Source organism: Catenuloplanes japonicus (genome assembly GCF_000717135.1).
In the GTDB taxonomy this organism is placed as follows: Bacteria; Actinomycetota; Actinomycetes; order Mycobacteriales; family Micromonosporaceae; genus Catenuloplanes; species Catenuloplanes japonicus.
In genome coordinates, this window is the sequence record NZ_JNXY01000022.1 from 146,063 (window position 1) to 163,614 (window position 17,552).

Consider the following 17,552-nt stretch of genomic DNA (forward strand, 5'->3'; position numbering starts at 1 on the left):
GGTTACTCGGCCTTGCGGCGGGCGGCGGCCTTGCGGCGTCTGCCCTCGTGCATGGCGGCGACGCGGGCGACCGGGATGGTGCGGCCCTCGTCGATCAGGTCGGCGGGCAGCGGCTGGGGGTCCGGGAGCGCGTCGGCCCACGGGTCGGTGGTGGCCAGGAGCGCGGGCGCGGTACGGATGGTGAAGTCGGACGGCGTGATGTCGCCGAGCGCGGACCAGGCGACCGGGAACGAGACCGGGACGCCAGGACGCAGGCGGGGACTGTAGGCCGCGGCCACGGTGGCGCCGCCGGCGCGGGTCGCGTCCAGGAAGACCTTGCCGTGCCGGTCCTCGCGGATGAACGCGGTGGTGGCCAGCGCGGGATCGACGCGTTCGGCGCGGGCCGCGAGCGCGCGGGTGGCGGCCGCGACCTGCTCGGTGTCCCCGTCCCGGATCGGCACGAAGATGTGCAGGCCCTTGGCGCCGCTGGTCTTCACGGCGCCGGCCAGGCCGGACGCGGTCAGCGCCTCCTGGACCAGCGCCGCGGCGCGGACGGCCAGGCCGAACGAGCCGTCCTCCTCGGGCGGGTCCAGGTCCATGATCAGGTGCGTCTGGCGGTCCGGGGTCTCCGCGGTCGCGAGCGCGGGGTGGTACTCCACCGCGCGCTGATTGCCGAACCAGAGCAGCGTGCGGCGGTCGTCGCAGAGCGCGTAGCGGACCGTGCGGTGCGAGGCCTCGGCCCAGACCTCCGCGGTGCGTACCCACCCGGGGGTGTATTTCGGGACGTTCTTCTGCATGAACGCGTCCTGGCCGCGCAGCACCCGGATCACGGAGAGCGGACGGCCGGCGAGCTGCGGCAGGAAGCGCGCGGACACCGCGTCCAGATAGTCGATCAGGTCACGCTTGGTCGCGCCGGCGCCGTCGAAGAGCTCGGCGTCGAGGTTGGTCAGGTCCACCCCGTCCCGCGTCTCACCCATCGTGACACCTTCGCACGTCAGAGGTCATCCGGCGAGGCTCCGCGATCATCCGGCGAGGCGGAGCGCGGCCCAGACCGCCTTTCCCTGCGGCAGCACGGCGAAGCCCCAGCGGTGCGTCTCGGCCTCCACCACCTGCAGGCCGCGACCCCGTTCGGCCAGCGGCGCGCGCGGGTCGGACGCGCTGACCGGACCGAGGCGGGGCAGCTCCGGGTTGCCGTCCGCGACGACCAGGTAGAGGTACGGCCGGCGCAGCGTCACGGTCACGTCGATCGGCGTGCCACCGTGCTCGACCGCGTTGTTGACCAGCTCGGACACCACCGTGCGGGCCGGGTGCAGCAGGTCGTGCACCTCCCAGCCGGCACAGGCGTCGCCGACGATCGACCGTGCGAACGACGCGGCCAGCGGGCCCGCGTCCAGGCGCAGGTGCTCCCACCGGCTGGCCTCCCGCAGGTCCCGCGCCGCGACCAGCGCCCGGTCCAGCGTGGAGTGCACGCGGACGCCGCGGTTGAGCACGCGCAGCCGGGACGCCACCGAGGGCCGGGCCACGAGCAGCAGCGGCGCCTCGGGTGAGTGCCCGGCCCGCCAGCGCGGCGCCACGAAGACCGCGAGCGCGCCGTCGTGCGCGATCCGCACCCGGTCGAGCGACACGATGACCACCACCGGGCACTCCGCGAGGGCCTTGGTGATCACCGATCGGGCGCGGGCGGCGCTGCGCAGCGTCAGCTCACCCTCGAAGGCGATGAGGACGGCTCCGCGGCTGTCGTCGCGCGCGACGATCGCGGACAGTTGTCGTGTGCCGCTGCTCACTGCCGGGCCACCCCGTCCGGTCGAGAACGTAACCGAGTTCGTCATCGGACCGAGTGTCAGGGCACTCTACCTGGGACAACACACCGGCAGTGCGTCGTGACGCCAAAGAGGCGACGGAGGCGCGGGGGCGACCGGGCCGACCGGACAGTCAGATCTGCCCGGCCGAATCCGTCGTTGTACCGCGGAGCGGGGGATTCTCCGGTACGAGGCTGGGTCAGGACGCGGGCTTGAGCGGGGCGCAGGCCTCGACCGCCTTCGCGACCGTGGCGTCCGCGGTGTTCAGCGCGGCCGTGTCGGTCACGCCGTTCTCGGTGAGGCAGTTGTCGTACGCGGCCGAGGCCCCGTTGTCGCCCTGACCGCCGCCCGGACCGCCCTGGCCACCGCCGGGACCGCCCTGACCGCCACCGTTCTGGCCGCCGTTGCCCATCTGCGGCAGCGAGTCCGCGCAGGCCTCGGTCGCGGCGGTCCAGGCCGCCTCGTCGACGCCGTCCGGCTTGAGCTGGTTCGCGAAGCCGCCGCCACCGCCGCGCTGGCCGCCACCGCCCGGACCGCCGGACGGGAACGCGGTCGGCCGTCCGGACCCCTGCGGAAACGCGCCGCCCGAAGGGAACGCGCCGCCGGACGGGAACGCGCCGCCGGAAGGACGGGCGCCGCGGGACGGGTTCGCGGTCGGGATCGTCACCTCGATGCCCTGCTCCTTGAGGCAGGCCGCGTAGGCGGCGAGCGCGTTCTGCCCGTCCCCGCCGGAGCCGTCCGTGCTGTCGGACGAGCTACCGCAGCCCGCGGCCAGCATCAGCGCCGCGGAACCGGCCAGCGCGACGGCTGCGAACCGGCGACGGGCGTGTGCACTTGCACTTACAGGCACGACTGCCTCCTCGATCGACCGGCCGCGGCCCGGCAGGGCCACGGCGCCGCACCATGCAAGCGGTCGCACCTTCAAGACCGGTCAGACCTTGCTCGGAGAGCGCTCGGAACCCGTACCCCCTGATGATCGTGATTTGGGTCCTGACCAGCCTCACAGGTGTTACACAGGGTCGGTAAAGGCCCTGCCTAGATGGCGGGCGAACCATCGGGAGCATGACGACGACGATGCACTCCGACTTTCGCGACACCACCGCCGGATCCCGCCCGGAACTTCGCCGCGCCGACGGCAGTCCGGTCCGGGTGCTGGTGGTCGACGACGAGTCCACGCTGGCCGAGCTGCTGTCCATGGCGCTGCGCTACGAGGGCTGGGAGGTGCGTTCGGCCGGCGACGGCGGTGGCGCGGTGCGGGCCGCGCGCGAGTTCCGGCCGGACGCGGTGATCCTGGACGTGATGCTGCCGGACATGGACGGGCTGGAGGTGCTGCGCCGGCTGCGCGGCGAGGCGCCGGAGATGCCGGTGCTGTTCCTGACCGCGAAGGACTCGGTGGAGGACCGGATCGCGGGCCTGACCGCGGGCGGCGACGACTACGTGACGAAGCCGTTCAGCCTGGAGGAGGTCGTCGCGCGGCTGCGCGGGCTGATGCGCCGGGCCGGCCGGGCCGCGATGCGCTCGGACGCGGAGCTGATCGTCGGCGACCTGACGCTGGACGAGGACAGCCACGAGGTGAGCCGCGGCGGCGACCAGATCACGCTCACCGCGACCGAGTTCGAGCTGCTGCGGTACCTGATGCGCAACCCGCGCCGGGTGCTGTCCAAGGCGCAGATCCTGGACCGGGTGTGGAACTACGACTTCGGCGGCCAGGCGAACGTGGTCGAGCTCTACATCTCCTACCTGCGCAAGAAGATCGACGCAGGCCGGAAGCCGATGATCCACACGATGCGCGGTGCCGGCTATGTCCTCAAGCCCGCGGACTGAGCGGAGGCGGCCACGAGGGCCGAAGGGCTGGCCGCTGCGGACCCGCCTGGTCGCCACCATGCTGGCGCTGCTGGCCGCGGCCTGCCTGCTGATCTCCGCGGTCACCGAGGTCGCGCTGCACAACAACCTCCAGGCCCAACTCGACCGGCAGCTGGAGACCGCGGTGCAGAACACCGGGAAGTACGACCGCCCGGAGGAGCTCTCCAACGGCGGCAGCGGGCCGGACCGGGACAAATGGATCGGCCCCGGGCAGCCGCCCGGCACTCTCGTCGCCTACCTCGACGGCAGCCGCCCCGGCGTGCGCATCCTCGGCATGGACCTGCAGGAAATCGACGGCGGCAGTGCGCTCTTCGCCATGCTGGCCACGATCCCGGCCGACGGCCGTCCGAGAACCTACTACCTGGAGGGGTACGGGAACTACCGCCTCAAAGCCGCGCTGCGGGGCCCGACGAAAGACCTGGTCATCACCGGGCTGCCCACCAGGGAGATCGAGCAGACCCAGGTCGGCGTGGCCGTGATCCTCGCCGTGGTCACCATCGGCGCGCTGATCGTGGCGGGCTTCGCCGGAATCGTGATCATCCGCCGGATGCTGCGCCCGCTCCGGCGCGTCGCCGCGACCGCGGGCCGGGTCGCCGAGCTGCCGCTGGACCGCGGCGAGGTCGCGCTCGCGGAGCGGCTGCCGGAGGAGTTCACCGATCCGCGCACCGAGGTCGGGCAGGTCGGCGCCGCGCTCAACCGCATGCTCGGCAACGTGGAGGCCGCGCTCGCGGCCCGGCACGCCAGCGAGACCCAGGTGCGTCAGTTCGTCGCCGATGCCAGCCATGAGCTGCGCACGCCGCTGGCCGCGATCCGGGGGTACGCCGAGCTGACCCGCCGGAGCCGCCAGCAGGTGCCGGACGAGGTCGCGCACGTGCTGAACCGCGTCGAGTCCGAGGCGAAACGCATGACGCTGCTGGTCGAGGACATGCTGCTGCTGGCCCGGCTGGACGCCGGGCGGCCGCTGGAGAACGAGCCGGTCGACCTGGCGATGCTCGCGGTGGACACGGTCAGCGACGCGCACGCGGCCGGGCCGCAGCACGTCTGGCGGCTGGACCTGCCGCCGGAGGGCGTGGAGGTGCTCGGCGACCGGGCCCGGCTGCACCAGGTGGTGGCGAACCTGCTGGCGAACGCGCGCACGCACACGCCGCCCGGTACCGAGGTCACCGTGTCCGTGGGCGTGCGGAACGGGCTGGCCGCGATCATGGTGGCCGATGCCGGGCCGGGCATCCCGCCGGACCTGCTGCCGCACATCTTCGAACGGTTCGCGCGCGGAGACAGCTCCCGGTCGCGCGCCGCGGGCAGCACCGGGCTAGGGCTGGCGATCGTGCACGCGGTGGTGACCGCGCACGGCGGGCGCATCGACGTGCGCAGCCGGCCGGGGCGTACCGAGTTCCTGGTATCGATGCCGCTGGTCGCGGACCGGGTGCCGGTCGGGGCGTAATCTCGCCGTCGCAGGTCGCTCACGTATTCACAGCCTCTCCACAGCCTCGCCAGAGCGGACAGTGAGATGTCCGGTCGATCCTGGTCATCGAGCATGGGCTTTCGGCCGTAAAGCCTGGCTTGTCGTCAATGCCGCAATCCAGTTCGCTGAGCGAAGGACGAAGTCCCATGACCTCGACGTTGCCCACGCCACCCCCGGCGGGCACACCGGCCCCGGCCGGGTCGCCGGCCGATCCGGAGCCGGAGACGGCATCGCCGTCCGCCGCTCCGGCGGGAGAGGCCGCACCGCCGACCGCTCCGGCCCCGGCACCGGCCTCACCCGCCCCGCTCTCCGAGACGGCCGCGCCTTCCGGGAGCACCGTGCCTTCCGGGAGCACCGTGCCTTCCGGAACCACCGTGCCTTCCGAGGTTGCCGCCGCGCCGGCCGAGGCCGCTGCGTCCTCCGAGGCCGACGCGCCGGCCGGAGCGGACGTTCCCGTGGCGGCCGCGCCGACGCGGACGCGCTGGCAGCGGATCCTCCGCGGGCCCGAGGACGACCCGGTGTGGGCGCGGCCCGCGCTCTACGCGCTGCTGGTCGCGACCGGTGTGCTCTACATCTGGGGGCTCGGCGAGTCCGGCTGGGCGAACTCGTTCTACGCGGCCGCGGTGCAGGCCGGCTCCGAGAGCTGGAAGGCGTTCTTCTTCGGCTCCTCCGACGCGGCGAACTTCATCACGGTCGACAAGACGCCGGCCTCGCTCTGGCCGATGGAGATCGCGGCCCGGATCTTCGGCATGAACTCGTGGAGCATGCTGGTCCCGCAGGCGCTGATGGGCGTCGGCTCGGTCGCGCTGCTCTACGCCACGGTCCGCCGCTGGTTCTCGCCGGCCGCGGGCCTGCTGGCCGGTGCGGTGCTGGCCACCACGCCGGTCGCCGCGCTGATGTTCCGCTTCAACAACCCGGACGCGCTGCTGGTGCTGCTGATGGTCGCGGCCTGCTGGGCGATGGTCCGGGCGCTGGAGCGCGGCGCGACCACGTGGCTGCTGATCTGCGGCGTCTTCATGGGCTTCGGATACCTGGCCAAGATGCTCCAGGTGCTGCTGATCCTGCCCGCGCTCGGCCTGGTCTACCTGATCGCCGGCCCGCCGCGGCTCGGCAAGCGGTTCCTGCAGCTCCTGGCCGCGGCCGGCGCCATGATCGTCTCGGCCGGCTGGTGGATCCTCGCGGTCGAGCTGTGGCCGGAGGGCTCGCGGCCCTACATCGGCGGCTCGCAGAACAACAGCATCCTGGAGCTCACGCTCGGCTACAACGGGCTCGGCCGGCTCAACGGCAACGAGACCGGCAGCGTCGGCGGTGGTGGCATGGGCGGTCCGGCCGGTGGCACGGCTCCCGGTGGCGGGGGCGGTCCGGGCGGCGGGGGCGGCGGCACGATGTGGGGCGAGACCGGCGTCCTGCGGATGTTCGACTCGTCGCAGGGCGGTCAGATCGCCTGGCTGCTGCCGGCCGCGCTCGCGCTGCTGGTCGTCGGCCTGGTGCTCACGGCACGGCGGCCGCGCACGGACCGTACCCGTGCGGCGTTCGTGATCTGGGGTGGTTGGCTCCTGGTCACCACGTTGACGTTCAGCTTCATGCAGGGCATCTTCCACGCCTACTACACGGTGGCGCTGGCCCCGGCGATCGGCGCGACGGTCGGCATGGGCGCGCAGCTGCTCTGGGAACGGCGGCGCGCACCGTGGGCGGCGGCGCTGCTGGCCCTGGTCGTCTCCGGTACCGCGGTCTGGGCCTGGGCGCTGCTCGGACGCAGCGCGGACTGGCTCCCGTGGCTGCGCTGGACCGTGCTGATCGGCGGCATCGTCGCGGCGGTGGCGCTGCTGGGCACGAGCCGGCTGGGTGCACGGTTCGCGATCCCGGTGGGCGTGGTCGCGGCCGCGGTGACGCTGGCCGCACCGGCCGCCTACGCGATCAACACCGCGGGTACGCCGCACGTCGGCTCGATCCCGTCGGCCGGTCCGGCCACGGCGGGCGGCTTCGGGCCTGGTGGCGGCGGTGGCCGGGGCGGTCCCGGAGGCGGACGTAACGGGCAGGGCGGCTTTCCCGGCGGCACCTTCCCGGGCGGCGGTTTCCCCGGCGGCGGTCAGGGCGACGGTCAGGGCAACGGCCAGGGCTTCCCGGGCGGCGCTCTTCCCGGCGGAGGCCAAGGGCAACAGGGCCAGGGTCAGCAGAGGCCGAACGGTGGCGGCGGACGGGGCATGAACGGCGGCGGCATGGGCGGGCTGCTCAGCGGCTCCGAGCCGAGCGCCGAGATGGTCGCGCTGCTGGAGAAGGACGCGGACGGCTACACCTGGATCGCGGCCGCGGTCGGCTCCAACCGCGCGTCCGGCTACCAGCTGGCCACCGGCGACCCGGTGATGGCGATCGGCGGCTTCAACGGCACCGACCCGTCGCCGTCGCTCGCACAGTTCCAGGAGTACGTCGAGCAGGGGAAGATCCACTACTTCATCGGCGACGGCGGCTTCGGCGGTGGTGGCCGGGACGGCAGCAGCCAGGTCAGCGCCGAGATCGCGACCTGGGTCCAGGCCAACTTCGCCTCGCAGACCGTGGACGACACCACCATCTACGACCTGACCGCGCCGGCGACGCAGGGGAGCTGATCCGCCATGTCGATCACCGCAGGAGTAACCGACACGCCCGGCACGACACCTGCCACGGCCGCGCTCGACGTGGTCATCCCGGTCTTCAACGAGGAGCGTGACCTGGAGCCGTGCGTGCGGCGGCTGCACGCGCACCTCAGCGAGACGTTCCCGTACCCCTTCCAGATCACCATCGCGGACAACGCCAGCACGGACGGGACGCTCGAGGTCGGACGCCGGCTCGCCGCGGACCTGGCCGGCGTGTCCGTCACGCACCTGCCGCGCAAGGGCCGCGGGCACGCCCTGAAGGAGGTGTGGTCCGCGTCCCGGGCGCCGGTGCTGGCGTACATGGACGTGGACCTCTCCACCGACCTCGCCGCACTGCTGCCGCTGGTCGCGCCGCTCTTCTCCGGGCACAGCGACCTGGCGATCGGGTCCCGGCTGTCGCGCAGCTCGCGGGTGATCCGGGGCGCCAAGCGGGAGTTCATCTCGCGCGGCTACAACCTGATCCTGCGCGGCACGCTGCAGGCACGGTTCTCCGACGCGCAGTGCGGGTTCAAGGCGATCCGCAAGGACGTGGCGAACCGGCTGCTGCCACTGGTCGAGGACTCCGGCTGGTTCTTCGACACGGAGCTGCTGGTGCTGGCCGAGCGGGCCGGGCTGCGCATCCACGAGGTGCCGGTGGACTGGATCGACGATCCGGACAGCCGTGTCGACATCGTGCGGACCGCGGTCGCGGACCTCCGGGGCATCGCGCGCCTCGGCCGCGCGCTCGGCACCGGTCGCCTGCCGATCACCGAGCTGCGCGCGCAGCTCGGCCGGGCCCCGCTCGCGCCGGTCGACGGCGTGCCGCCGGGGATGACCGGGCAACTGCTCAAGTTCGGCGCGATCGGTGTGGTCAGCACGCTGGCCTACCTGGCGATCTACGCGGGGCTCCGGCTCGGCGTCGGCGCACAGCTCGCCAACCTGCTGGCGCTGCTGATCACCGCGGTCGGCAACACGGCCGCGAACCGGCGCATCACGTTCGGCGTGCAGGGCACGGACGGCGCGGCCCGCCACCACCTCCAGGGCCTGGTCATCTTCGGTCTCGGGCTGGGCCTGACCAGCGGCTCGCTGGCGCTGCTGCACGTCGTCACGGACACGCCGCACCGCCTGATCGAGCTGGCCGTGCTGATCGTGGCGAACGCGACGGCCACGCTGCTGCGCTTCGTCATGCTCCGCGTCTGGGTCTTCCGCCGCGCCTGACCCCGGCGGTAACCGAGGGGCGTCCCGTGATGCGGGGCGCCCCTCGCGGCCGTCCGGGTCCGAAAACGACTCTCTCGCGCCCGGTCAGCCCATGGTCCACAATCGGTGATGAGGCCGTCGTGGACGACACAGCGTCGAGATCCGCGACGGTCGTTGCGCCTCCCGTGGAGGCAGCACGGCAGGAGGATTCGAGATGGCGGAGAACTCGGACCCGACCGCGCAGCGCGAGGGCATCGGTGAGCTGCGAAAACTGCGACGACAGGTCGGATTGGAGGCAGAAGAGGCCGCGGCATCGATAGGAGTCACTCCGGGCGCGCTCTGGTCGCTGGAGGCCGGGCTCGGCGGCGTACCGCCGAAGAAGGTGCGTGAACTGCTCGCACGGTACGGCGCCGACGGCTCCCACGCGCACGGGATGACCGACGCGGTGGGCTCGGTGGTCAACGCGCGGCTGGACGGCGCCCGGAGCGCCGGCGTCCGCACGCTCATCCACGCGGAGCAGACCGCACGGGTGCTCCGGAGCTTCGAGCTGACGCTGATCCCTGGCCTGCTGCAGACGCCGGAGTACGCGGCGCTGGCCTGCCGGCGGCACCGGACGACCACGGACGACGACGCCGCGATCGCGCGACGGATCGCCGGCCGGATCGCCCGGCAGGGGCTGCTGGACGGCCCGCACGCGCCCCGGGCGCACTTCCTGATCGACGAGGCGGCACTGCGGCGCGGCGACCCCGGCGACCCCGGCGACGCGGTCCTGCGCGGCCAGATCCAGCGGCTGATCGAGGTCCGCGACCGGCCGCACGTGACGATCCAGGTGGTGCCGGCCGGCGCGCACGCGGGGACCGGGCCGTTCCTGCTGCTGGAGGCCGCATCGGGCGCGGGCGACCTGCTCTACCTGGAGCAGGCGGACGCGGACCGGGTCAGCGGCGACCCCGCGGAGATCGCGGACTACCTGAACCGGTTCGCGTCGTTGCGGGCACTCGCGGCGACCGGCCCGGACCTGGCCGACTTCCGGTAACGCGCGGGGTCCGGTGCCGTGCGCGGCGTGGCAGCCCGGTGGGTTGCCCACGGCCGTCCGCCGGGCCATCGAAGATCGGGGCGTCCCTGAGGGGCGCCCCGATCACCAGCGGGTGCCGGGCAGGACGCTGCTGCGTCGCGCCACGGCCATGATCCAGGCGTCGTCCACGTCGTCAAGAACGACCTGAGGGACGCCTGGATCACCAGAGGGCCGGGTGTGCCGGGCGGCTAGCGCGTGAAGTCGCCGCTCCGGGCGCCGCGCGTGAAGGCGGCCCAGGCCGCGCCCGTGTAGTGGAGCACCGGCCCGCCGCGGTCCTTCGAGTCACGCACTCCCATGCCGCCGGCCACGCGTGCCACCTCCACGCAGTTGCCGCCGCCGCTCCGGCTCGCGGTGCGCCACTCGGGCCGGTCTTCTGCTGCAGACATCGTCGTCTCCATAAATGAAAAGCTTAAGCCTGATTTATCGTAGTTTTTGCACGTAATCGCTTATGAAGACGGTGGTATCGGCCGGGCTCAGTGCGGCGTTCCGCAACCATTGGAAGACCTCGCGATATCGCGCCAGCTGCTCGGGCTTCTCCAGATAGAGATAGCCGACCAGCCCTTCCACGAATACGACGCCGCCCGCGGTGACATCGAGGTCGAGCAGCGCGAAGGGGCTGTTCACCGCCTCGTGCAGCCCCACCTCGTAGGGCAGGATCTGGATCGACACCGTCGGCAGCTCCGACAGCGCCAGCAGGTGCTCCAGCTGCCCCCGGGCGATGCCGGACCCGTTCATCCGGCGCAGCACCGACTCGTCGAGGATCGCCCGGACCGTCAGCGGGTCGTCGCCCGTCAGCCGCTCCTGGCGCCGCCGTCGCGCCCGCGCCGCCTGCTCGACCTGGTCCGGCGTGAGTCGCCGGTCCCAGGAGAGCAGCGCCCACTCCGCGTACGCCGGGGTCTGCAGCAAGCCCGGCACCAGGGCCGTCTCCCAGTTTCCGAGTTGTGTGGCGGCACCCTCCAGGTCCACGTAGGCCGAGGTGGGCAGGTCCATCTCCTGCCACCAGCCGAGCTTGCGGGCCTCGGCGACGAGGCTCATGAGCGCGTCCCGCTCGGCCGGGTCCGAGATCCCGTACAGGTCACACAGGTCCCGGATGTCGCGCTGCTGGGGCGCACGCTGCCCAGTCTCCAAACGACTGATCTTGGCAGGCGAGACGAGCAGCCGTTCGGCCACTTCCTGCGCGCTGAGGCCGAGCGCCTCGCGACGGCGGCGGAGCAGGCCGCCGAGCTGGCGCCGGCGAACCGTCGGGCTGCCGCTGTCCCCCGCCACCCGCTCCCCCTCGTCCGCGCGCGTGCACGGTCGTGAATGAACCGCGGAGCGCGTCATGCATTCTGGCAATTGCCAGAGGCATGTGTCACGATAATTGAACGAAGGATAAGGGTGTCGTTCCCCGCGGGCGACACGGTGAGGATAGTGCCTCCGGCACGACACCAGTAGATACACCGGGCCGAGGTCCGGCGAACGACCGATCCCGGGCTCAGCGCGCCTCAAGGATGGTTACCGTGTCCCACCGTTTCAGTGGGAGCACCAGTCGGCTCCACGTCACATTCCACGACCTCTGCCGGATTGCCGGCGATCTCCTCTTCGCCCGGGACGACGAGCTCGCCCGGCGCTGCGGCTGGTCCGTCGCGCGGACACGGCACGGGCTCGGGCGGACCTACCGCGATCCGCGGATCGACCGCCTCGCGCTGCTGGCCCGTGCACAGCGCGAGCCGGGCCCCGCGCCGGACGTTCCCGCGGTCGCGCGCGGACGACAACGCCGCAGGGTGCACCCTGTGCGCTGCGTGGTCGAGCGCTCACCGCGTACCCCCGATGGGTGGTGAATTTTGATCGTGTCGAGACCTTTGCCGGGGTGCCGCGGGCGACCATGGCATGACCTGCACGGGAGGCGCGTCGGACGCGCCACACCGGGGCGAGGGGACGGCACGGACGGCGAGCGGCGGGGCTAGGGTGGGTGCTCCGCCGCAGTCGTGATCGAATCGGGGTGAGCCTGCCGTGGGCGATTCGTTCGTGCACCTCCACGTGCACACGGAATATTCGATGCTCGATGGTGCGGCGCGGTTGAAAGACCTCTTCAAGGAGGCGAAGCGGCTCGAGATGCCGGCGGTGGCGATCAGCGACCACGGCAACATGCACGGCGCCTACGACTTCTACAAGCAGGCCAAGGCCGCGGACATCACGCCGATCATCGGCGTCGAGGCGTACGTCGCGCCGGAGTCCCGCTTCCACAAGGCGCGCGTGAAGTGGGGCCGGCCGGAGCAGAAGTCGGACGACGTCTCCGGTAACGGCGCGATCACGCACATGACCATGTGGGCGCAGTCCGCCGAGGGCCTGAAGAACCTCTTCCGGCTGAACTCGCTCGCCTCGTTCGAGGGCCACTACGTGAAGTGGCCGCGGATGGACATGGAGCTGATCTCCCAGCACGCCAAGGGGATCATGGCGACCACCGGGTGCCCGTCCGGCGCGGTGCAGACCCGCCTGCGGCTGGGCCAGCCCGAGGAGGCGCTCAAGGTCGCCGGGCAATATCAGGACATCTTCGGCAAGGACAACTACTTCCTGGAGATCATGGATCACGGCCTCTCCATCGAGAGCCGGGTCCGCGAGGGCCTGCTGGAGATCAGCCGGAAGCTGAACATCAAGCCGGTGGTCACCAACGACTCGCACTACACCTACGAGGAGCAGGCCGCCGCGCACGACGTGCTGCTCTGCGTGCAGACCGGCGCGAACGTGGACGACCCGAACCGGTTCCGGTTCGACGGCAACGGCTACTTCGTGAAGTCCGCGGACCAGATGCGGGCGATCGACTCCTCCGACGCCTGGCAGGAAGGCTGCCGGAACACGCTGCTGGTGGCCGAGAAGGTCGACACCACCGGCATGTTCACGTTCAAGAACCTGATGCCGCGTTTCCCGGTGCCGGAGGGGCACACGGAGGAGTCCTGGTTCCGGCACGAGGCGTTCGAGGGGCTCAAGCGGCGGTTCCCGGGCGGCATCCCGGACACGCACGTCACGCAGGCGGAGTACGAGCTCGGGATCATCATCCAGATGGGCTTCCCGTCCTACTTCCTCGTGGTCGCCGACTTCATCCAGTGGTCGAAGCGCAACGGCATCGCGGTCGGACCGGGGCGTGGCTCCGCGGCCGGCTCGCTGGTGGCGTACGCGATGGGCATCACCGACCTCGACCCGCTGCCGCACGGCCTGATCTTCGAGCGGTTCCTGAACCCGGACCGCGTCTCGATGCCCGACGTCGACATCGACTTCGACGAGCGCCGGCGCGCCGAGGTCATCCGCTACGTGACGGACCGGTGGGGCGAGGACCGGGTCGCCCAGATCGCCACGTTCGGCACGATCAAGGCGAAGGCCGCGATCAAGGACTCCGCCCGCGTATTGGGATACCCGTACGCGGTCGGCGACCGGATCACCAAGGCCATGCCGCCGGCCGTGATGGGCAAGGACATCCCGCTCTCCGGCATCTTCGACTCGAACCACCCGCGGTACTCCGAGGCCAACGAGCTCCGGTCGATGTACGAGTCGGAGATGGACGTCAAGAAGGTCATCGACACCGCGCGCGGCATCGAGGGCCTGATCCGGCAGACCGGCGTGCACGCCGCCGGCGTCATCATGTCCGCCGAGCCGATCATCGACCACATCCCGCTCATGCGCCGCGACGCGGACGGCTCGATCATCACGCAGTTCGACTACCCGACCTGCGAGACGCTCGGCCTGCTGAAGATGGACTTCCTGGGCCTGCGCAACCTGACGATCATCGATGACGCGGTCAAGAACATCGAGATCAACCACGGCCTCAAGCTGGACCTGCTCGCGCTGGAGCTGACCGACGTCCCGACGTACGAGCTGCTGGCCCGCGGCGACACGCTGGGCGTCTTCCAGCTCGACGGCGGCCCGATGCGCTCGCTGCTGCGCCTGATGAAGCCGGACAACTTCGAGGACATCTCCGCGGTGCTGGCGCTCTACCGGCCCGGCCCGATGGGTGCGGACTCGCACACGAACTACGCGCTCCGCAAGAACGGCCTGCAGGACATCATCCCGATCCACCCGGAGCTGGAGGAGCCGCTCAAGGAGATCCTCGGCCCGACGCACGGGCTGATCGTCTACCAGGAGCAGGTGCAGCGCGCCGCGCAGAAGCTGGCCGGCTACTCGCTCGGCCAGGCCGACCTGCTGCGACGCGCGATGGGCAAGAAGAAGAAAGAGGTCCTGGAGAAGGAGTTCGTGCCGTTCCGCGACGGCATGCGGGGCAACGGTTACTCCGACGAGGCGATCAAGGCGATCTGGGACGTGCTGGTCCCGTTCGCGGACTACGCGTTCAACAAGGCCCACACCGCGGGGTACGGCCTGGTCTCCTACTGGACCGGCTACCTGAAGGCGAACTACCCCGCGGAGTACATGGCCGGGCTGCTCACGTCCGTCGGTGACGACAAGGACAAGATGGCGCTCTACCTCGCGGAGTGCCGCCGGATGGGCATCAGCGTGCTCCCGCCGGACGTCAACGAGTCCGCCGGCCCGTTCACGCCTATCGGCAAGGACATCCGCTTCGGTCTGGCCGCGGTCCGCAACGTCGGCGCGAACGTGGTGGAGGCGATCCGCCGCTGCCGCGACGACAAGGGCAAGTACACCGACTTCTACGACTTCCTCTCCAAGGTCGACGCGGTCGCCTGCAACAAGAAGACGATCGAATCGCTGATCAAGGCCGGCGCGTTCGACTCGATGGGCCACACCCGCAAGGGCCTGCTCGCGGTGCACGCCGAGGCCATCGACGCGTACTCCGGCGTCAAGAAGAACGAGGCCGTCGGCCAGTTCGACCTGTTCGGCGCCGGGTTCGGCGACGCCGCGCCGTCCGCCACCGTGGCCATGCCGACGATCCCGGACTCCGAGTGGGACAAGCGCGACAAGCTGGCGTTCGAACGGGAGATGCTCGGCCTCTACGTCTCCGACCACCCGCTCTTCGGCCTGGAGCACGTGCTCTCCCAGCACGCGGACACCAGCATCGCCGCGCTCGCCGAGGAGGGCACGGTCCCGGACGGCGCGGTCGTCACGCTGGCCGGCATCCTCTCCGGCGTCCAGCGCCGCGTCACCAAGCAGGGCAAGGCCTGGGCGTCCGCCACGCTGGAAGGCCTGGCCGGCGGCGTCGAGGCGCTGTTCTTCCCGAACACCTACGAGCTGGTCGGCCAGTACATCGCGGAGGACGCGATCGTGGTCGTCAAGGGCCGCATCGACCGCCGCGACGACACCCCGCGCATCATGGCGATGGACATGATGATGCCGGACGTCACCCACAACCCGGACTCGAAGCCGGTCATCCTGACCATGCCGATCACGCGCTGCACGCCGCCGCTGGTCGAGCGGCTCAAGGAGGTGCTGATGCTGCACCCCGGCGACAACGAGATCCACGTCAAGCTGGTGAACGGCGGCCGCACCACGGTCCTCCGTCTCGGCACCCGCGTCGCGCCGACGACCGCGCTGATGGGTGATCTGAAGAGCGTCCTCGGGCCTGCGGCCGTCGGATAGAGCTTCATTTTCCCACTTCGCGGTGGTCCGGCAGCGTTGCTCCCGCGGGCACCGGTGCCGTGGGTGGTCGCGCTTCACCCGAAAACCGATCAACAGGTGGAGATCCACCAGTCGACGGCGACCGGGAGGAGCGTGAAGATGACGGCGAGGAGCAGCGCGGCGAGGACGATCGGGCCGAGGACGGCGAGGGCGGACGGGCGGAACGGCGCCTCGGACGCAGCCCCTTCGCCGTGCCCGGCCCCGCTCGGCACGGCCCCGGCCGTACCCCCGCGGCCTTGATCTTCAAGATCTTGATCGTCGGTGGCCCGCGCGGCGGCGAACGACGGCGGGTCCGGGAGCGTGAGCGCGGCACGCCACTCCTGCCAGCGGGCGTGCTCGTCGACCGGCAGATCCAGGCCGGCGAGGATGCGGTCGACGAATTCCGGGGACGGGACGCGGGTCGCGTTGAGTGCGGCGCTGACCGTGCTGGGTGAGTAGTTCGCGCGTGCGGCCACCGCGCGCTGGGTGCCGCGCCCGCGGATCAGTTCGCGCAGTCGCAGGTTGAAGTCGGTCGGGCCGGCCGGCGCGTCGTCCGCGCCCGCGGACGAGCGCTGCCGGTCGAGCGCGTCCCGGGCCTGTTCCCAGACGACGCGCAGCGCGGGCTCGTCCGCGCCGCAGGCGGTGCCGTAGGCGAGCGCCACCTGCCAGGTCGGCAGCGCGTCCCCGGAGGCGGCGCGGCTGAACACGGACGCGGAGTAGCCGCCGGCGCGCTCCAGCTCGGGGTAGGTCTTACCGGACACGGCCCGGAGCCGGCGCAGGTGCTCGGCCAGCGCGGCCAGCTCCCGTACCCCGGTGGTGATCGTCTTCTCCGGTCTGCCCATACCGGATGAAATTACCAAAAATCAGACAAGGCCCGCGTCGTGCACCAGGATCGCGATCTGCACGCGGTTGTTCAGGTCGAGCTTGGTGAGCAGGCGGGACACGTGCGCCTTGACCGTGGCCACGCTCATGAACAGCTCGGTGGCGATCTCCGCGTTGGACTTGCCCTGGCCGACCGCGACCGCCACCTCGCGCTCGCGCTCGCTGAGCCGCTCCAGCAGCTCCTGCGGCCGGTTGCGCACCGGCTCCGGCGCGGCGACGTGCGCGATCAGCTGGCGGGTGACCGTGGGCGAGAGCGTGGCCTCACCGGACGCGACCCGCCGGACCGCGTGGATGATCTCGGTCGGCGGCGTGTCCTTCAGCAGGAAGCCGCTGGCGCCGGCGCGGAGCGCACGCAGCACGTACTCGTCCAGGTCGAACGTGGTCAGCACGATCACCTCGGGCGCGTCCGGCCGGGCGCGGACCGCCTCGGTGGCGGCCAGGCCGTCCACCTTCGGCATCCGGATGTCCATCAGCACCACGTCCGGCCGGTGGGTCTCGATCGCGGCCGCGACCTCGGCGCCGTCCGCGGCCTCGCCGACCACGGTGATCTCCGGGGCCGCGCCGAGGATCATCGACAAACCGGTCCGGACCAGCGCATCGTCGTCCACGATCAGCACGCGTACCGGCGGGTTCAGGTCGTCGGCCACGGCAGCCATGCCTCCAGGGTGAAGCCGCCGCCCGGCTCGCGACGGTGATCAAGTCGTCCACCGGCCAGTGTGGCACGTTCCGCGAGGCCGATCAGCCCGGTGCCGGTGCCGGGGATGACGGACGCGCCGGGCTCGACCGGGCCCGGGTTGCGGACCGTGATCGACAGGCCCTCGCCCGGCGCGCCGGTGACGTCGACCGTCACCCGCGCGCCCGGCGCGTGCTTGCGCGCGTTGGTCAAACCCTCCTGCACCAGGCGGTACGCGGTGCGCCCGACCACGTCCGGCGGTGTCCCGCCGTCGGCCGGCAGCGACAGCGCGACCCGGGCACCGGCCGCGCGCGACTCCTCGACCAGCGTGGTCAGGTCCGCCAGCGTCGGCTGCGGGCGCTCCGGATCTCCCTCGCGGGCCGGCTCGCGCAGCACGCCGATCACCTCGCGCAGGTCCTGCAACGCCTGATGCGCACTGGCCCGGATCACCCCCGCCGCCTTCGCCACCTCCGCC

At 71.8% G+C, this 17,552-nt stretch carries 15 protein-coding genes; 7 read left to right on the forward strand and 8 right to left on the reverse strand.

Features of this window, described 5'->3' with window-relative positions:
• Positions 1–2: 2 nt before the first annotated feature.
• The 3 genes from OP04_RS28445 to OP04_RS28455 form a co-directional block, all read right to left on the reverse strand.
• Positions 3–956, reverse strand: coding sequence for a DNA polymerase domain-containing protein (locus tag OP04_RS28445; RefSeq protein ID WP_033342922.1), 954 nt, complete (start codon positions 954–956; stop codon positions 3–5).
• A gap of 45 nt (positions 957–1,001) precedes the next feature.
• Positions 1,002–1,808: an ATP-binding protein gene (locus OP04_RS50205; RefSeq protein WP_157240457.1), complete on the reverse strand. Its 807-nt coding sequence runs from the start codon at positions 1,806–1,808 to the stop codon at positions 1,002–1,004.
• A gap of 169 nt (positions 1,809–1,977) precedes the next feature.
• Positions 1,978–2,628, reverse strand: a complete 651-nt coding sequence (locus tag OP04_RS28455; protein WP_033342963.1) for a hypothetical protein — start codon at positions 2,626–2,628, stop codon at positions 1,978–1,980.
• A gap of 212 nt (positions 2,629–2,840) precedes the next feature.
• Between OP04_RS28455 and OP04_RS28460 the strand changes: the two genes are divergently transcribed.
• The 5 genes from OP04_RS28460 to OP04_RS28480 all read left to right on the forward strand — a co-directional run bounded on the left by OP04_RS28460 (position 2,841) and on the right by OP04_RS28480 (position 9,945).
• Positions 2,841–3,602 carry a response regulator transcription factor gene (locus tag OP04_RS28460; RefSeq protein WP_051799237.1) on the forward strand — a complete coding sequence of 254 codons (762 nt, stop codon included), beginning with the start codon at positions 2,841–2,843 and terminating at the stop codon, positions 3,600–3,602.
• Complete coding sequence (locus OP04_RS28465; RefSeq protein ID WP_033342923.1) at positions 3,580–5,082, forward strand: sensor histidine kinase; 1,503 nt, start codon at positions 3,580–3,582, stop codon at positions 5,080–5,082. Before OP04_RS28460 ends, OP04_RS28465 begins: the two co-directional genes overlap by 23 nt.
• A 395-nt stretch (positions 5,083–5,477) precedes the next feature.
• Positions 5,478–7,709 (forward strand): ArnT family glycosyltransferase, encoded by a 2,232-nt coding sequence (locus OP04_RS28470; protein ID WP_408606788.1) that lies wholly within the window; start codon positions 5,478–5,480, stop codon positions 7,707–7,709.
• A gap of 6 nt (positions 7,710–7,715) precedes the next feature.
• Entirely contained in the window at positions 7,716–8,933 is a 1,218-nt protein-coding gene (locus tag OP04_RS28475) for a bifunctional glycosyltransferase family 2/GtrA family protein (protein ID WP_051799239.1), read from the forward strand.
• A gap of 193 nt (positions 8,934–9,126) precedes the next feature.
• Complete coding sequence (locus tag OP04_RS28480) at positions 9,127–9,945, forward strand: helix-turn-helix domain-containing protein (RefSeq protein WP_033342924.1); 819 nt, start codon at positions 9,127–9,129, stop codon at positions 9,943–9,945.
• Positions 9,946–10,172: 227 nt separating this feature from the next.
• On the opposite strand, the gene OP04_RS28485 is transcribed toward OP04_RS28480, so the two are convergent.
• Positions 10,173–10,370 carry a DUF397 domain-containing protein gene (locus OP04_RS28485; RefSeq protein ID WP_033342967.1) on the reverse strand — a complete coding sequence of 66 codons (198 nt, stop codon included), beginning with the start codon at positions 10,368–10,370 and terminating at the stop codon, positions 10,173–10,175.
• 34 nt (positions 10,371–10,404) lie between these two features.
• Entirely contained in the window at positions 10,405–11,250 is an 846-nt protein-coding gene (locus OP04_RS28490; protein WP_033342925.1) for a helix-turn-helix domain-containing protein, read from the reverse strand.
• Positions 11,251–11,483: 233 nt separating this feature from the next.
• On the opposite strand from OP04_RS28490, the gene OP04_RS53660 reads away from it, so the two are divergent.
• The gene (locus OP04_RS53660; protein ID WP_157240459.1) at positions 11,484–11,804 is read left to right on the forward strand and encodes a hypothetical protein; all 321 of its coding nucleotides are present in this window, start codon (positions 11,484–11,486) and stop codon (positions 11,802–11,804) included.
• Positions 11,805–11,976: 172 nt separating this feature from the next.
• Positions 11,977–15,504 (forward strand): DNA polymerase III subunit alpha, encoded by a 3,528-nt coding sequence (gene dnaE, locus OP04_RS28495; protein ID WP_033342926.1) that lies wholly within the window; start codon positions 11,977–11,979, stop codon positions 15,502–15,504.
• Positions 15,505–15,593: 89 nt separating this feature from the next.
• Here dnaE and OP04_RS28500 read toward each other — a convergent pair whose 3' ends face one another.
• The 3 genes from OP04_RS28500 to OP04_RS28510 form a co-directional block, all read right to left on the reverse strand.
• Positions 15,594–16,364 carry a helix-turn-helix transcriptional regulator gene (locus OP04_RS28500; protein WP_033342927.1) on the reverse strand — a complete coding sequence of 257 codons (771 nt, stop codon included), beginning with the start codon at positions 16,362–16,364 and terminating at the stop codon, positions 15,594–15,596.
• A 21-nt stretch (positions 16,365–16,385) separates the two neighbouring features.
• Positions 16,386–17,060, reverse strand: a complete 675-nt coding sequence (locus OP04_RS28505) for a response regulator (protein ID WP_085066832.1) — start codon at positions 17,058–17,060, stop codon at positions 16,386–16,388.
• Positions 17,036–17,552, reverse strand: a 517-nt coding sequence (locus OP04_RS28510; protein WP_033342969.1) for a sensor histidine kinase, incomplete at its 5' end; no start/stop codon positions are given. The genes OP04_RS28510 and OP04_RS28505, both read right to left, overlap by 25 nt.

Coding starts and splice junctions, on each gene's coding strand:
- OP04_RS28465 (WP_033342923.1), top strand. CDS start 3,580: ATGTCCTCAAGCCCGCGGACTGAGCGGAGGCGGCCACGAGGGCCGAAG.
- OP04_RS50205 (WP_157240457.1), bottom strand. CDS start 1,808: ATGACGAACTCGGTTACGTTCTCGACCGGACGGGGTGGCCCGGCAGTG.
- OP04_RS28500 (WP_033342927.1), bottom strand. CDS start 16,364: ATGGGCAGACCGGAGAAGACGATCACCACCGGGGTACGGGAGCTGGCC.
- OP04_RS28445 (WP_033342922.1), bottom strand. CDS start 956: ATGGGTGAGACGCGGGACGGGGTGGACCTGACCAACCTCGACGCCGAG.
- OP04_RS28505 (WP_085066832.1), bottom strand. CDS start 17,060: ATGGCTGCCGTGGCCGACGACCTGAACCCGCCGGTACGCGTGCTGATC.
- OP04_RS28485 (WP_033342967.1), bottom strand. CDS start 10,370: ATGTCTGCAGCAGAAGACCGGCCCGAGTGGCGCACCGCGAGCCGGAGC.
- OP04_RS28475 (WP_051799239.1), top strand. CDS start 7,716: ATGTCGATCACCGCAGGAGTAACCGACACGCCCGGCACGACACCTGCC.
- OP04_RS28460 (WP_051799237.1), top strand. CDS start 2,841: ATGACGACGACGATGCACTCCGACTTTCGCGACACCACCGCCGGATCC.
- OP04_RS28480 (WP_033342924.1), top strand. CDS start 9,127: ATGGCGGAGAACTCGGACCCGACCGCGCAGCGCGAGGGCATCGGTGAG.